Source organism: Actinomadura sp. 9N407 (assembly GCF_044326315.1).
In the GTDB taxonomy this organism is placed as follows: domain Bacteria; phylum Actinomycetota; class Actinomycetes; order Streptosporangiales; family Streptosporangiaceae; genus Spirillospora.
Map to the genome: position 1 here is coordinate 146,571 of NZ_JBIRAW010000015.1, position 13,056 is coordinate 159,626.

Genomic DNA, 13,056 nt, shown 5'->3' on the forward strand with positions numbered 1-13,056 from the left:
TCGGCTACGCTCCGCTCGTGGCGCGCGCCGAGACGTCCCTCCCGGAAGAGGACCTGGACGAGCACGTCCGGCCCGGTCCCCGTACCGTCGTCGTGGTGGTCCTCGCCATCGCCTGCCTGGCGATCCTCATGATCGCGGGGACCCGGATGGTCGCCGAGCTGACCCGCGATCCCACCCCGGCCGAACGCCAGGCCGCGCGGACGCGGGAGATCGCACGCCGTCACCTGGTGTGGCCCGCCGGACAGATCTTTCCCGCCGAGCTGCGATACACCCATGACGTCGGGTCCACGGAAACGGCCCGCCGGGTGGGGATCGACAGCGGTACCGAGTGCGCGCGCGCCGTGGACGACAGGCTCCGCGCCTCGCTGACGGTACGCGGATGCCAGGCCGTGCTCCGGGCCACCTATCTCGACCAGTTGCAAGGGATCGCCGTAACGGTGGGCGTGGTCGTGTTCCTAGAGGAGAAGCAGGCGCGCGACGCGGCGGCCTGGTTCCCGGCACAGAGTCCTGCCCCGGGGCTGCGCGCGCTGGCCTTCCCCGACTCGGTGACCGCCCGCTTCACGGACGCGGTACGGCAGACGGCGGCCGTACGGCAGCGCGGCCCCTACGTCGTGGCCGCCACGGCCGGGTACGCCGACGGGCGTCCCGCGGTCGCCAAGCGTGACCGGCAGGCGGAACCGGCCGCACTCGCCGCCCAGCTCGCCGACCGCGTCCTCGGCCCCCTCGCCGCGCCCGCCGCGATCCGCTGCGACGCCCGGGAGTGGTCGTGCTGAGGACGGCCCGCCTGATCGCGGCGATCGCCCTGGCGCTGCTGCTCGCCCCTCCGGCCCCCGCCAGGGCCGATCAGGTACGGAACACGATGTCGCCCGTACTGGAGTCCATCAACGTGCCGCGCGCCTGGACGCTGTCGCGCGGCAGTGGCGTCACCGTCGCCGTCCTGGACTCCGGCGTCGACCCCGAGCAGGCCGACCTCACCGGCTCCGTCACCGAGGGCCCCGACTACACGGTCGGGGCCAACCCGCCGGGCGTCGCGCCCAAGCGCCTGCACGGCACCAACATGGCGTCGATCATCGCCGGACACGGGCACGGCTTCGGCGGCCGGGACGGGCTGATGGGCGTCGCTCCCGAGGCGCGCGTGCTGGCCCTGCGCGTCATCCTGGAACGTGACGAGCGCGGCTTCGACGCCTTCAACGGCGAGGAGCGCTACGAGGGCACGATCGCCAAGGGCGTCCGGTACGCGGCCGACCACGGCGCCGACGTGATCAACCTGTCGCTGGGCCGGTCGTACCCGACCAAGGCCGAACGGGCGGCCGTCGCGTACGCGATCGGCCGGAACGTGGTCGTGGTCGCGGCGGCGGGCAACGGCGGCGAGAGCCGCGAGCGGAACCGCCGGCCCGCGTACTCGTACCCGGCCTCGTTCCCCGGCGTCATCTCGGTCGCGGCCGTCGACGCCCAGGGCGCGCACGCCGGGTTCTCCAACCGGAACCCGGCGGTGGTGGTGTCCGCGCCGGGCGTCCGGATCCTCGGCGCCGGGCCCGGCGGCGGCTACTGGGTCGGGGACGGCACCAGCCCGGCCACCGCGTTCGTGTCGGGCGTGGCGGCGCTGGTCAGGTCCCGGCACCGGGGACTCGCGCCCGCGCTGGTCACGCAGGCGATCGTGGCCAGCACCCAGGCCCGTCCCGCCCGCGGCTACGACCTCGGCGTCGGCTTCGGCCGGGTGGACGCCCACGGCGCCCTCGCCGAGGCGGACAGGCTCGCCGGCGCCCGCGTCCGCGACCTGGGCCTCTCCCCGCGCGAGCGGTTCGGGGACGAGTCAGGCGGCGAGCAGGCGCGCCCGGTCACGGTCGTGTACCGCAACCGGTGGCTGCTCGGGGCCTGCGTCGTCCTCTGCGTGCTGGCCGCTTCCGGACTCGCCACCGTGATCTTGATGAGACGCGATGCCAGTTGGATCTGGCAACGTGCCCCCGATTCCTAGACCCCCGCTCATCGCGGTGATCGCTGCGGCCGTGCTCGGCCTGGCCGCCGTCGCCGGTGGCGTGTCCGCCATCGCGTACGACCTCACCCGAGAGCCCACCGAGGCCGAGAAGAAGACCGCGGCCAAGATCGAGTCCAGCACCCGCTGGCGCGGACTGAAGGCCGCCGAGATCTTCCCCGCCCGCTTCGACCAGCGTGCGAGCGAAGAGTCCACCCCTGGCGTCCTCTGGAGCGGCGTGCGCGCCGGGATCGCCCCGGAGTCGTCCTGCGAAGCGGCCTTCGACGCCCCCATGGCCAAGATCCTGGCCGAGCACGGGTGCCGCGCCACGTTGCGCGCCACCTACGTCGACGGCTCCGGGACGCTGGTGGCGACGTTCGGCATAGCGGTGCTGCCCGACGCCGACCGGGCCATGAAGGCGGAGGCCGCGCTCAGCTCCAAGGCGGTCAAGGAGAAGTACGGGGTCCGTGCGGTGTCGTTCCCCGGAACGGTCACCGCGCCGTTCGACGACCACCGGCGCCAGGCCTTCGACCTCACGTCCAACACCACGCCGTACCTGTTCTTCCGCTCCAGCGGCTGGCTCGCCGACAGGGGAGATCCCGAACAGGCGAACACCGTCGAGACGTTCCGGTTCGCCGAGACCACGATGCAGAAGATCATGACGCCCTTCCTGCCCGGCGGCGACGTCTGCGGGAAGCGAGGTGTCCGATGCTGATCCGGCGCTGTGCGGGGCTCGCCGTCGCGACCCTGCTGCTCGGCCTCCTGCCGCCGCTGTCGGCGGACGCGGCCCACGCGGCCGCGCCCGGCGACTGGCTGCTGCGCTTCGCGGCCGACTTCGTGAAGGGAGGCGAGGTCAACCGGGGTGAGGACGTGAAGATCGCACTGCTCTCCGACGGTGTGGATCCCGGAGTGCGGACGCTGAAGGGGGCCCTGGAGAAGGGCCGCGACTTCGTCGGCACGCCGCGTCCCAAGCGGGAGATGGGCACGCTGATGGCCTCACTGATCGTCGGCAGTGGCCCGACGGCGGACGCGCCGCTCGGTGTACGGGGCCTGGCGTCCGGTGCGACGCTGCTGCCCGTACGGGTCTATGCCACGCCGGACGAGCCGGGCGGGCGCGACTGGCTGGAGAAGAACGGAAACGGCTGGGGAAAGGCGATCGGCAGGGGCATCCGCTATGCCGCCGACCAGGGAGCCGAGGTCATCGCCGTGGAGGCGGTGCACTTCGCGTGGAACAGTACCGATGACCAGCCCGAATACCTGCTGGCCGCGGTCGCCCACGCGCAGCGCAAGGACGCGGTGATCGTGGCCGTCAACGCGACGTCCGGCGCGCCCCGCGGGGTCCGGCCGGGCGATCCGGTCTTCCCGGCCGCCGCGCCGGGGGTCATCGGCGTCGGGGCGGCCACGGCGAAGGGTCGGCGGGACAAGAAGCACACCGTGAAGAGCTCGGCGGTGCTCCTGTCCGCTCCCGGAATCAAGATCCCATCGACCGGTCCGGACGGCCGACTGTGGACGTACTGGGGCGGCCCGGCGGCGATGAGCTGGGTGACGGCCGCGGCGGCGATGGTCAGGTCGGAGTATCCGAAGCTCACCGCCGCCCAGGTCACCCAGGCACTCACCACCTCGGCCCGGCATCCGGACGGCAAGGGACGCTACGACACCGATCTCGGCTACGGGTATCTCAACGCGAAGGGTGCGCTCGACGCGGCGGGCAAGCTGTCCGAGCTGCCCGTGCCGCCCGTGGTGGCGAAGGCGGTCGTGAAGGACGGCGCGCACTTCGGGGAGCCGCGTGGCACCGTCCGGGCCGTCCCGTACAACCCGTTCATCCTGGGCGGCTTCGGCGCGCTGACGCTCGCCGGGCTGGCCGCGATCCTGCTCGCCGTGTGGATGGCGGTGAGGCGGCGGCGGTACCTGGCCGGCCCCGCAGTGGCGGAGCCGGAGACCCTCGCGCCAGAATCGTCCGGTGCAGACAGCCCCTGACGATTACGCCGAAGCGGTCCTGGACGCGGTCGAGCGGATCCCGCCCGGCCGCGTCCTCGCGTACGGCGACGTGGCGGAACTGGTGGGGACGGGCGGGCCGCGCCAGGTCGGCCGGGTGATGTCGCTGTACGGCGGTGCGGTGCCGTGGTGGCGGGTGGTCCGCGCCGACGGCCGCCCGCCCCAAGGTCTCGACGTCGAAGCCCTGGCGGAGTACCGCGTCGAGGGAACCCCCCTCCGCCCCGACGGCCGCCGCGTCGACATGCGCCGAGCCCGCTGGGACGGCCCACCCCCACGTTGACTCGTGGCGTGTTCGCCTGTTCGCAGCGCTGGGAATGGCGAACACGCCACGAGTCAACCGAGGGGGGAGGCGGGCTTGCGGTGGAGGGTGAAGGCCACCGCGATCACGATGACCACGATGACCGGGCCGATCGCGGCGGCCAGTACGGGGGCGGGACCCATCAGGACGCCGCCCGCCGCCGCGCCGGCGGTGAGGCCGCCGATGACGGCGGTGCGGACGCCGGCGGACGCCGACGAGCCGATCGAGAGCGAGCCCATCATCGAGGTGAGCGTCCCGGTCACGAACGTGGTGGTGATGCCGTCGGCCGCCAGCGTGCGCGCGGCGGCGGTCTGGACGCCCATCGCGGCCGAGGACAGCGCGATGAGGACGAGCAGCGTGGCGGCCTCCGGGCGGGCGCCCGTGGCGGCCCAGCCGACCAGGAACAGCACCTGCAGCACCAGGTCGGCGGCCAGCGCGCGGGTCACTCCGGGCGGCCAGAGCCGGGACGGGTCGCCGCGTCCGGCCATCCGGAAGCCGAGCAGCAGGCCGAGCGCGAAGGCGAGTGTGGCGACGCCGCAGCGGGCCAGGTCGGCGCCGTTCGCCTCGCCGGCGGCCAGGCCGAACAGCACGATGTTGCCGGTCATGTTGGCCGTGAACACCTGGTGCATGCCCAGGAAGCCGATGATGTCGATGACGCCGGCGCCGAAGGTCAGCGCCACCAGCAGGAGCGTGCGGGTCCGGCGGCCGGGGGACGGGACCGGCCCGGCCTTGGCGGGCCGGGCCGATTCTGTGGTCGTGCTCACCCTGCTCCTCAGTAGATGACGATTCCGACCAGCGTCGAGATGACGAGGCCGGCGATGACGGGCACGAACGAGCGGCGGACCAGCTCCAGCGCGGGTACCCGGGCGAACCCGGCGACCGCGAGCAGCGAGGACCAGGCGATCAGCACGCCGCCGCCGGTCCAGACCGAGCCCATCTGCCCGATCGCGGCCAGCAGCGCGGGGTCGGTGCCGGCGGCCGGGCCGAGCGAGCCGGCCAGCGAGCCGGTCAGCGGCAGCCCGGAGAAGCCCGAGCCGTCCAGGCCGGTGATCATGCCGACCAGCAGCAGCCCGAACCCGACGATGAGCCCGTTGTCGGGGATCACGTGCTCGATCTCGGTGACCAGCTCGAACAGGAAGCCGGGTGCCTCGACGCCCTCGCCGAGCGCCATGATCTTGCCGGCGAAGTCGGCGTTGCCGATGAAGAAGAAGCCGGCGATCGGGATCACCACGCCCATCGCCTTCATCGAGAAGACCAGGCCGTCCACGATGTGGTCGGCGCAGGTGTCCAGGCAGCGGGCGCCGTCCCGCGACACCGCCGCCGCGATGAGCAGCAGTACGGTCACGCCGCCGACCACGGCCGCGGCGTCGCCGCCGACGACCTCTGGCACCAGGTCGGTGAACTTGCCGAGCATCATGTAGACGACCAGCCCGGCCAGCGTCGCCGGGACGATGACCGCGAACGCCTTGGACCGCCGCACGATGCGGCCGCCGTCCTCGTCGCCGCCGCCTTCGCCGGTCTCGCCACTCTCGCCACCGCCGCCGGCCGTCCTGGTGCTCAGCGCGATGTCGGCCATCACGTCCCGGCGCGGTGCCTCCCTGTCGGGTACGGAGTCGAGTACGGACGTGGAACCGCCGCCGGCCGCGGCGCCGACCGGTTCGGCCGACCCCTTCCGTACGGACAGGAAGCGGCGCCGTACCCGCGCGGTCGTCTCCTCGGTGCCGGCCTCCCAGCGGACCAGGTGCTGGAGATCGGGCTCGCGCATCTCGCGGCGGCTCATCAGGTAGGCGATCACGAGCGCGACCGCGCCCGTGATCAGGGACAGCACCATGGCGCGGTCGGCCACGGCGGTCGTGCTGACGCCCGCCGCCTTGGCCGACAGGCCGGGCGCGACCTGGATGACGTAGTCGCTGGACAGGGCCATGCCCTGGCCGGCGATCGCGATCGCCATGCCGGCGGCGATCGGCCGCAGCCCGGCGGAGATCGCGGCCGGCAGCAGGATGGCGCCGATCAGCGGTACCGCGGGAGTGGGCCAGAAGAACAGGCTGATGACGTAGGTCATGCCGGCGATCACCCAGAACGCCGAGTGGCCGGTGCGCATCACGTGCCGGAACGGCTCGACCATCCGGCGGTCGGCGCCCAGCGCGCGCAGCGCGCCGAGCAGCGCCGTCACCAGCGCGATGATCAGGAAGATGCTGAACAGTTCCGTGGCCGCCGTGAGGCTGGCGTTGAAGACCGACTGGAGCGCCCGGACGGGACTTCCGTCATAGGCCAGCGCGGTGCAGAAGGTGGCCGCGATCGCGGGGATCACGACGTTCTTGCGAGCGATCATGGCCGCGATGATGACCACGATTCCGGACAGAAAGACCCAGTGGGCGGCGCCGATTTGCACGCCACCACCTCCTTGTCGACCTCGTGGGGGACGAGTCGAGGCTCGCGAGTGGATGCAGAGAATCTGCTGGATCGCTCGCTGGTGAACAATGAGGAACGTGCACAGCCGGGTCATGGTCGTTTTGTGCACCGTGCAGGGTGGGCCGCCCCGGGAACGGACGGCGCGGGCCGGGGCGGCGCCTGGTGTGCGGACTGCCCAAGGATCACCTCCGATCTTCGGCATTGCGTCCATGTCGGGTGCGCGGGCCCGGCATCGAGACTGTGGTCATGCCAGCAGAACCAGCAGCATTCCTGACCGGGGAGTTCGGATGCCAGGGGCGCGGCCCGACAGTCGGAACCCGCGGGATGGTCGCCTCAAGCCATCCGGCGGTGAGCCGCGCCGGGGTGGCCGTCCTGGAGGCGGGCGGCAACGCCGCCGACGCGGCGCTGGCGATGGCGGCGCTGTCCTGGCTCGCGCTGCCGGGCCAGTGCGGAATCGGCGGCGACGCGTTCGCCCTGGTCCGCCGGCCTGACGGTACGGTCACCTCGTTCGGCGGCAGCGGCTTCGGCCCGGACGGCGGCGAGCCCGGCTTCTACCGGGACCGCGGGCTGGCGGCCGTACCGCTGGAGGGCCCGCTGGCCGTCGCCGTACCGGGTGCGATCGCCGCCCTGGCCGCCCTGCACGCCGACGCGGCGACCTGGGACCTGCCGCGCCTGTGGGCGCCGGCCGCCGAGACCGCCGAACGCGGCATGCCCTGCACGTACAAGACCCGGGACGACATCCTCGAACGCCGCGCCGCGCTGTCCCGCGACCCGGGAACGGCCGGCGTCTACCTGCCCGGCGGGAACGTGCCACGGGTCGGTACGCCGCTGCGGCAGGCCGAGCTCGCCGCGACGCTGCGCCGCCTGGCCGCCGACCCGGCCTCGTTCTACACCGGTGACCTGGCCGAACGGGCCGTGGCCGCGCTCACGGGCGGCGGCGCCCCGTTCAGCGGGGACGAGTGGACCGCATCGGGCGAGGCTCTGGTCGGGGACAGTGTGACCTGCCGCTACCAGGGCGCCACGATCCACCAGACCCCGCTGCCCACGCCCGGCTGGATGGCGCTCCAGCAGGCCTGCCTGAACGACGGGCGGCTGGCGGAGCTGCCCTGGCTGTCGGCCGAGTCGGTGCACTGGTCGGCCGAGGCGGCGCGGCTGGCGTTCGCCGACCGGTACGCGGGCTGCGGCTCCGACAACGACCACTGGAAGGGCCTGCTCGCCCCGGCCGCGATCGCCGCCGCCCGCGAACGGATCGCCGCCGGCGACCTCCCCGCGCCCGCGACCCCCGCCGTCGCGATCGACAGCGACACGACGTCGATGGTCGTGGTGGACGGCGACGGCATGGCGGTGAACCTGATCCACTCGCTGGCCTTCACGTTCGGTGCGCGGATCACCGTGCCCGGCACCGGGGTCGTGCTCAACAACCGGCTCGGCCGCGGCGCGTACCTCGTCGACGGCCATCCCAACGAGGTACGCCCGCGCCGTCGCCCGCTGCACACCCTCAACGCCTGGCTGGTCACCGACGACGCGGGACGCCTGCGGCACGTCGGCAACACCCCCGGCGGCGACGGCCAGGTCCAGTGGAACACCCAGCTCGTCTCACACCTGCTCGACCACGGCCTCGACCCGGCGACCGCCGTCGCCGCGCCGCGCTTCACCGTCCATCCCGGCAGCGACGCCGACACGATCGGGCATCCGCCGGAGCTGCGCGTCGAATCCCGGCTCGGCCCCGCCCGCCTGGAGGCACTGCGCGACCTCGGCCACGCGGTCACCGTGCAGGGGCCGTGGGCGGCGGGCGGCAGCGCCCAGATCATCTCGGTCGACGAGGAGACGGGCGCGCTGCTCGGTGCCTCCGACCCGCGCCAGGACGGGGTGGCCCTCAGTGTCTGAGCCACCAGTGTCCGAGCCACCAGTGTCCGAACTGCCCGATGCGCCGAAACCGCAGGGCGCGTACGTACCCGCCGTCATCGCCCCGTACGGTCCGGACCTCGCCCTCGTCACCAGCGCGAGCATGACGCCGCGCCGCGACGGGACCCTCACCGTGACCGGGCTCGTCGGCCGCGAGGTCGACATCGCCACCGCGCGCGACGCCGCCGGACTGGCGGCCCGCAACGCGGTCGCCGCCGTCGCCGGGGCCGCGGGCGGCGTGGACCTGATCCGCACCTGGCTGCGGATGACCGTGTACGTCGCGTGCGCGGACGGCGTCACCGAACTGTCGGCCGTCGCCGACGGCGCCTCGGCCGCACTCGCGGCGCTGACCCCGGACGCGCGGCTTCCCGCGCGCAGCGCCATCGGCGTACGGGCGCTGCCCGGCGGCGCCCCCGTCGAAGTCGAGCTCACCGCACTGACCGCCCTCGCCGCCACGACCCAGCAGGAGGACCGCTGACCATGCAGACCGGACCGCAGAACGGGCTCAACCTCATCGCGGGGGAGTGGGTACCGGCCGCAGGCGGGCGCACCTTCGCCCGCCGCAACCCGGCCGACCGCGCCGACCTCATCGGCGAGTTCCCCGAGTCGTCGGCGGCGGACATGGCCGCCGCGATCGCCGGTGTTCAGGAAGGCGCGGCCGAGTGGGGCGCCGTGCCCGCCGAACGCCGCGCCGCCGTCCTGGAGGCCGCCGCGGACTGGCTGGAGGAACGGGCCGAGCAGCTCACGGTCGAGCTCGTACGGGAAGAGGGCAAGACCCGCGCCGAGGCGGCCATCGAGACGAGCCGTACCCCCAAGAACCTGCGCTTCTACGCGGGCGAGGCGCTCCGCATCACCGGTACGAGCCATCCCGCCGACGACGGCGGCCTGGTCTACACGCGCCGCGAGCCGGTCGGTGTGGTCGGGGCGATCACGCCGTGGAACTTCCCGCTGAACATCCCGTCCCGCAAGCTCGGTCCCGCGCTCGCAGCCGGAAACGGCGTCGTCTTCAAGCCGTCACCGGTCACCCCGCTGCTCGCCCAGCGGCTCGTCGAGGCGCTGCTGGCCGGTGGCCTGCCGCCGAAAGCGATCGCGCTGGTGCACGGCGGAGCCGAGCCGGGCGCCGCGCTCGCCGCCGATCCCCGCGTGGGCGCGCTGACGTTCACCGGCTCGACCGAGGCCGGGCGCGCGATCCACGCCGCCGTCGGCCCGTCCCGCCGCTGCCAGCTGGAGATGGGCGGCAAGAACGCCGTCATCGTCCTGGAGGACGCCGACCTCGACCGCGCCGCCCAGATCATCGCCAAGGGCGCGTACGGGCTGAGCGGCCAGGCCTGCACGGGCACCAGCCGGGTCATCGCGCACGAGACCGTCCATGACGCGCTGCTGGAACGCGTCGTACGCCTCACCGAGGCCCGCACGGTCGGCAACGGCCTGCACGAGGGCGTCGACATGGGCCCGCTCGCGGCCGACTTCCAGCTCGCCAAGGTCCTGGACTACGTCCGGATCGGCGAGGAGGAGGGCGCCAAGCTCCTCACCGGCGGGCGGCGCCTGGCCGACGAGGCCGGGCTGTTCGTGTCCCCGGCGGTGTTCGCGGGCGTCAGCGCGGACGACCGGATCGCGCGCGAGGAGATCTTCGGCCCGGTGCTGGCGTTCCAGAGCGCCGCCGACCTGGACGAGGCGATCGCGCTGGCCGACGCCACCGAGTTCGGCCTTTCCGCCGGCATCGTGACCCGCGACCTGGACCGGGCGTTCGCGTTCGCCCGCCGGATCCGCAGCGGCCTGGTCAAGATCAACCAGCCGACCAGCGGAATGTCCATGACGGTGCCGTTCGGTGGCCTCAAGGAATCCAGCACGCAGACATTCAAGGAGCAGGCGGGCGACTCCATGATGCTCTTCTACACCCAGGAGAAGAGCGTCTACATGTCGCCCTGACCAGCGCGGCACCCGTGCGTGGACGCGCGTGGGCACCCGTGCAGAGTGCACACCGGAACCCCCGCGCGCTGTGCGGACCGGCCATGGTCATCAGGGCCGTCCGCCTCCTAGCTTGATATCAAAGAAAGGAGCTCGGAAATGGTGGAACTGCTGTCCAAGGACGAATTCCGAAAGGAACTCGCGAATGCCATCAAGGGGCGGGAGGCCAAGAACGCCTCGTTCAGCCGCGCCTGGGTGGACGGCGAGCTGACGCGCGAGCACTTCGCGCGCTGGGCGGAGAACCACTTCCACTACGTGGGGCCGTTCGCCGACTACCTCGCCTACGTGTACGCCAACACCCCCGACGAGTTCACCGGGGCCAAGGACTTCACGCTGCAGAACATGTACGAGGAGGAGCTGGCCGACATCCGGCACACCGACCTCCTCATCAAGTTCGCCGAGGCGTGCGGTACCACCAAGGAGCGGGTCGAGGACCCGTCCAACATGAACGCCGTCACCCGCGGCCTCCAGGCCTGGTGCTACGCGGTCGCGATGCGCGAGAACTTCGTGGTCGCCACCGCCGCGCTGGTCGTCGGGCTGGAGTCGCAGGTGCCCAGCATCTACAAGAAGCAGATCGTGCCGCTTCGCGAGGTGTACGGGTTCAGCGAGGACGAGATCGAGTTCTTCGACCTGCACATCACCTCGGACGTGGTGCACGGCGAGCGCGGCTACCAGATCGTGCTCGACCACGCCGACACCCCGCAGCTGCAGCAGCGCTGCCTGCAGATGTGCCGGTGGGGTGCGGAGATGCGGTTCTCCTACACCCAGGCCCTGTACGACACCTACGTCAAGCCGGACCTGGTAGGGACCCCCGCCTGACAAGGCCCGCGCGGGCGAGAGCCGGAACGAGGACCCGGAGTGAGGAACAGGGAGATTTCGATGACGACGGAGCATTGGGTGGAGGCCGCCGCCCTGGCGGACGTGCGCCGCCGCAAGCGGCTCGCGGTCACCGTCGCGGGACGGGAGATCGCGCTGTTCCTGGTCGGCGAGACCGTGTACGCGCTGGACGACGTGTGCGTGCACCAGGAGCGCCGGCTGTCCAAGGGGACGCTGCTGTTCGGCCAGGTCATCTGCCCCGGCCACCAGTGGAAGATCGACCCGGCCACCGGGGAGATCGAGGACCGCGAGGAGTGCCAGCCCGCCTACGCCGTACGGGTCGACGCCGGAGTCGTCTACGTGGACCCGCGCCCCCGGGTGCTCACCGAGACCGTGACCGTGATGAAGGAGCAGGAGTCCTGATGCTGGAGTCCGTCATCGTCGCCGGGGCCGGGCAGACCGCCGCCGTGGCCGCCCGTACGCTGCGCCGCCGCGGCTTCGAGGGCCGGGTCACGCTGTTCGGCGAGGAGCCCGACGCCCCGTACCAGCGGCCGCCGCTGTCCAAGGACTACCTGACCGGCGAGCAGGACCGCGACGAGCTGTGCCTGCTCACCCCGGCCTGGTGCGAGAAGAACTCCATCGATTTGCGGCTGGGAACGCGGGTCATCGCGATCCGGGCCGCCGACCGCGCCGTGGAGCTGGCCGACGGCACCGCCGAGACGGCCGGCGCCGTGCTGATCGCCACCGGCGGACGGCCCCGGCGGCTGCCCGGCGTGACCGGCGAGCGCGTCCGCTACCTGCGCACGCTGGCCGACGCCGACCGGCTGCGCGCCGAGCTGCGTCCCGGCGCGCGGGTGATCGTGATCGGGGCCGGGTTCATCGGCTCGGAGATCGCCTCCACCGCGCGCGGGCTGGGCGCCGAGGTCACCGTGGTCGAGCAGGCAGCGCAGCCGCTCGGCGCCGTCCTCGGCGAGCTGATCGGCGACACCCTCGCCGCCCTGCACCGCGCCGCCGGAGTCGACCTGCGGACCGGCGAGAAGGTCGAGTCGTACCGCGAGACACCGGACGCGGCCGTCGTCACCACCAGCGCCGGCACCACGATCGAGGGCGACATCGTCGTGGTCGGCGCGGGCATGGTGCCCAACGCCGAGCCCGCCACCGGGATCGAACTGGCCGACGGCGGCGGCATCGCGGTGGACGAGTACTGCCGGACGAGCCAGGAGGGCGTCTACGCGGCCGGCGACGTGACCAGCTTCCACCACCCGCTGTTCGACCGCCGCATCCGCGCCGAGCACTTCGACAACGCCAACGCGCAGGGCATGGCCGCGGCCAAGAACATCCTCGGCAAGCCGACCGCGCACGCCCTCTCGCCCTGGTTCTGGTCCGACCAGTTCGACCTGAACCTGCAGTACACCGGCTACGCGGGCGACGCCGACCGGCTCGTCGTGCGCGGCCGGATCGAGGACTTCGACTTCGTCGCGTTCTACCTCGCGGGCGGCGTCCTGCGGGGCGCGTTCGGGATGGAACGCGGCGGCGATGTGGCGGTCGCGCGCGAACTCGTCGCGGCCCGCCTCACCCCCGACCCCGACGTCCTGCGCGACGAGGACGCCGACCTGACCGACCTGCTCGCCTGACCCCCTGCTGCCCTGATCCCCTCAATCAAGACCCCCGCTGAGCCGAAGGAGCGCAT

The 13,056-nt window shown here is 72.9% G+C and carries 13 protein-coding genes; 11 read left to right on the forward strand and 2 right to left on the reverse strand.

Going from position 1 to position 13,056, the window contains the following annotated elements; translation table 11 throughout:
- The first annotated feature begins 17 nt into the window (after nt 1-17).
- From ACH34Q_RS24255 to ACH34Q_RS24275, 5 genes are read left to right on the forward strand one after another with little or no spacing between them, the layout of a single operon-like run.
- Nucleotides 18-773: a hypothetical protein gene (locus ACH34Q_RS24255; RefSeq protein WP_395985328.1), complete on the forward strand. Its 756-nt coding sequence runs from the start codon at nt 18-20 to the stop codon at nt 771-773.
- Nucleotides 767-1,975, forward strand: coding sequence for a S8 family serine peptidase (locus ACH34Q_RS24260; protein ID WP_395985329.1), 1,209 nt, complete (start codon nt 767-769; stop codon nt 1,973-1,975). The genes ACH34Q_RS24255 and ACH34Q_RS24260 overlap by 7 nt, the downstream gene beginning before the upstream one ends.
- A complete protein-coding gene (locus ACH34Q_RS24265) occupies nt 1,938-2,687 on the forward strand; it encodes a hypothetical protein (RefSeq protein ID WP_395985330.1) in 750 nt (249 codons plus the stop codon). The genes ACH34Q_RS24260 and ACH34Q_RS24265 overlap by 38 nt, the downstream gene beginning before the upstream one ends.
- The gene (locus ACH34Q_RS24270) at nt 2,681-3,949 is read left to right on the forward strand and encodes a S8 family peptidase (RefSeq protein WP_395985331.1); all 1,269 of its coding nucleotides are present in this window, start codon (nt 2,681-2,683) and stop codon (nt 3,947-3,949) included. Before ACH34Q_RS24265 ends, ACH34Q_RS24270 begins: the two co-directional genes overlap by 7 nt.
- Nucleotides 3,933-4,247 (forward strand): MGMT family protein, encoded by a 315-nt coding sequence (locus ACH34Q_RS24275; RefSeq protein ID WP_395985332.1) that lies wholly within the window; start codon nt 3,933-3,935, stop codon nt 4,245-4,247. The genes ACH34Q_RS24270 and ACH34Q_RS24275 overlap by 17 nt, the downstream gene beginning before the upstream one ends.
- Nucleotides 4,248-4,300: 53 nt before the next feature.
- Here the strand turns inward: ACH34Q_RS24275 and ACH34Q_RS24280 are convergent, their stop codons facing one another.
- Both ACH34Q_RS24280 and ACH34Q_RS24285 read right to left on the reverse strand, forming a co-directional pair.
- Nucleotides 4,301-5,029: a YoaK family protein gene (locus tag ACH34Q_RS24280; RefSeq protein WP_395985333.1), complete on the reverse strand. Its 729-nt coding sequence runs from the start codon at nt 5,027-5,029 to the stop codon at nt 4,301-4,303.
- Nucleotides 5,030-5,037: 8 nt separating this feature from the next.
- Nucleotides 5,038-6,657, reverse strand: coding sequence for a hypothetical protein (locus tag ACH34Q_RS24285; RefSeq protein WP_395985334.1), 1,620 nt, complete (start codon nt 6,655-6,657; stop codon nt 5,038-5,040).
- Nucleotides 6,658-7,001: 344 nt separating this feature from the next.
- On the opposite strand from ACH34Q_RS24285, the gene ACH34Q_RS24290 reads away from it, so the two are divergent.
- The 6 genes from ACH34Q_RS24290 to ACH34Q_RS24315 all read left to right on the forward strand — a co-directional run bounded on the left by ACH34Q_RS24290 (nt 7,002) and on the right by ACH34Q_RS24315 (nt 13,000).
- Nucleotides 7,002-8,564: a gamma-glutamyltransferase family protein gene (locus tag ACH34Q_RS24290; protein ID WP_395985335.1), complete on the forward strand. Its 1,563-nt coding sequence runs from the start codon at nt 7,002-7,004 to the stop codon at nt 8,562-8,564.
- 7 nt (nt 8,565-8,571) lie between these two features.
- The gene (locus tag ACH34Q_RS24295) at nt 8,572-9,060 is read left to right on the forward strand and encodes a RidA family protein (protein WP_395985336.1); all 489 of its coding nucleotides are present in this window, start codon (nt 8,572-8,574) and stop codon (nt 9,058-9,060) included.
- A 2-nt stretch (nt 9,061-9,062) separates the two neighbouring features.
- Nucleotides 9,063-10,511 carry an aldehyde dehydrogenase family protein gene (locus tag ACH34Q_RS24300; RefSeq protein WP_395985337.1) on the forward strand — a complete coding sequence of 483 codons (1,449 nt, stop codon included), beginning with the start codon at nt 9,063-9,065 and terminating at the stop codon, nt 10,509-10,511.
- A 138-nt stretch (nt 10,512-10,649) separates the two neighbouring features.
- On the forward strand, nt 10,650-11,369 hold the full coding sequence (locus tag ACH34Q_RS24305) for a TenA family transcriptional regulator (RefSeq protein ID WP_395985338.1): 720 nt from the start codon (nt 10,650-10,652) through the stop codon (nt 11,367-11,369).
- 60 nt (nt 11,370-11,429) lie between these two features.
- Entirely contained in the window at nt 11,430-11,789 is a 360-nt protein-coding gene (locus ACH34Q_RS24310; RefSeq protein WP_395985339.1) for a Rieske (2Fe-2S) protein, read from the forward strand.
- Nucleotides 11,789-13,000 carry an NAD(P)/FAD-dependent oxidoreductase gene (locus ACH34Q_RS24315; RefSeq protein ID WP_395985340.1) on the forward strand — a complete coding sequence of 404 codons (1,212 nt, stop codon included), beginning with the start codon at nt 11,789-11,791 and terminating at the stop codon, nt 12,998-13,000. The genes ACH34Q_RS24310 and ACH34Q_RS24315 overlap by 1 nt, the downstream gene beginning before the upstream one ends.
- Nucleotides 13,001-13,056 lie beyond the last annotated feature (56 nt).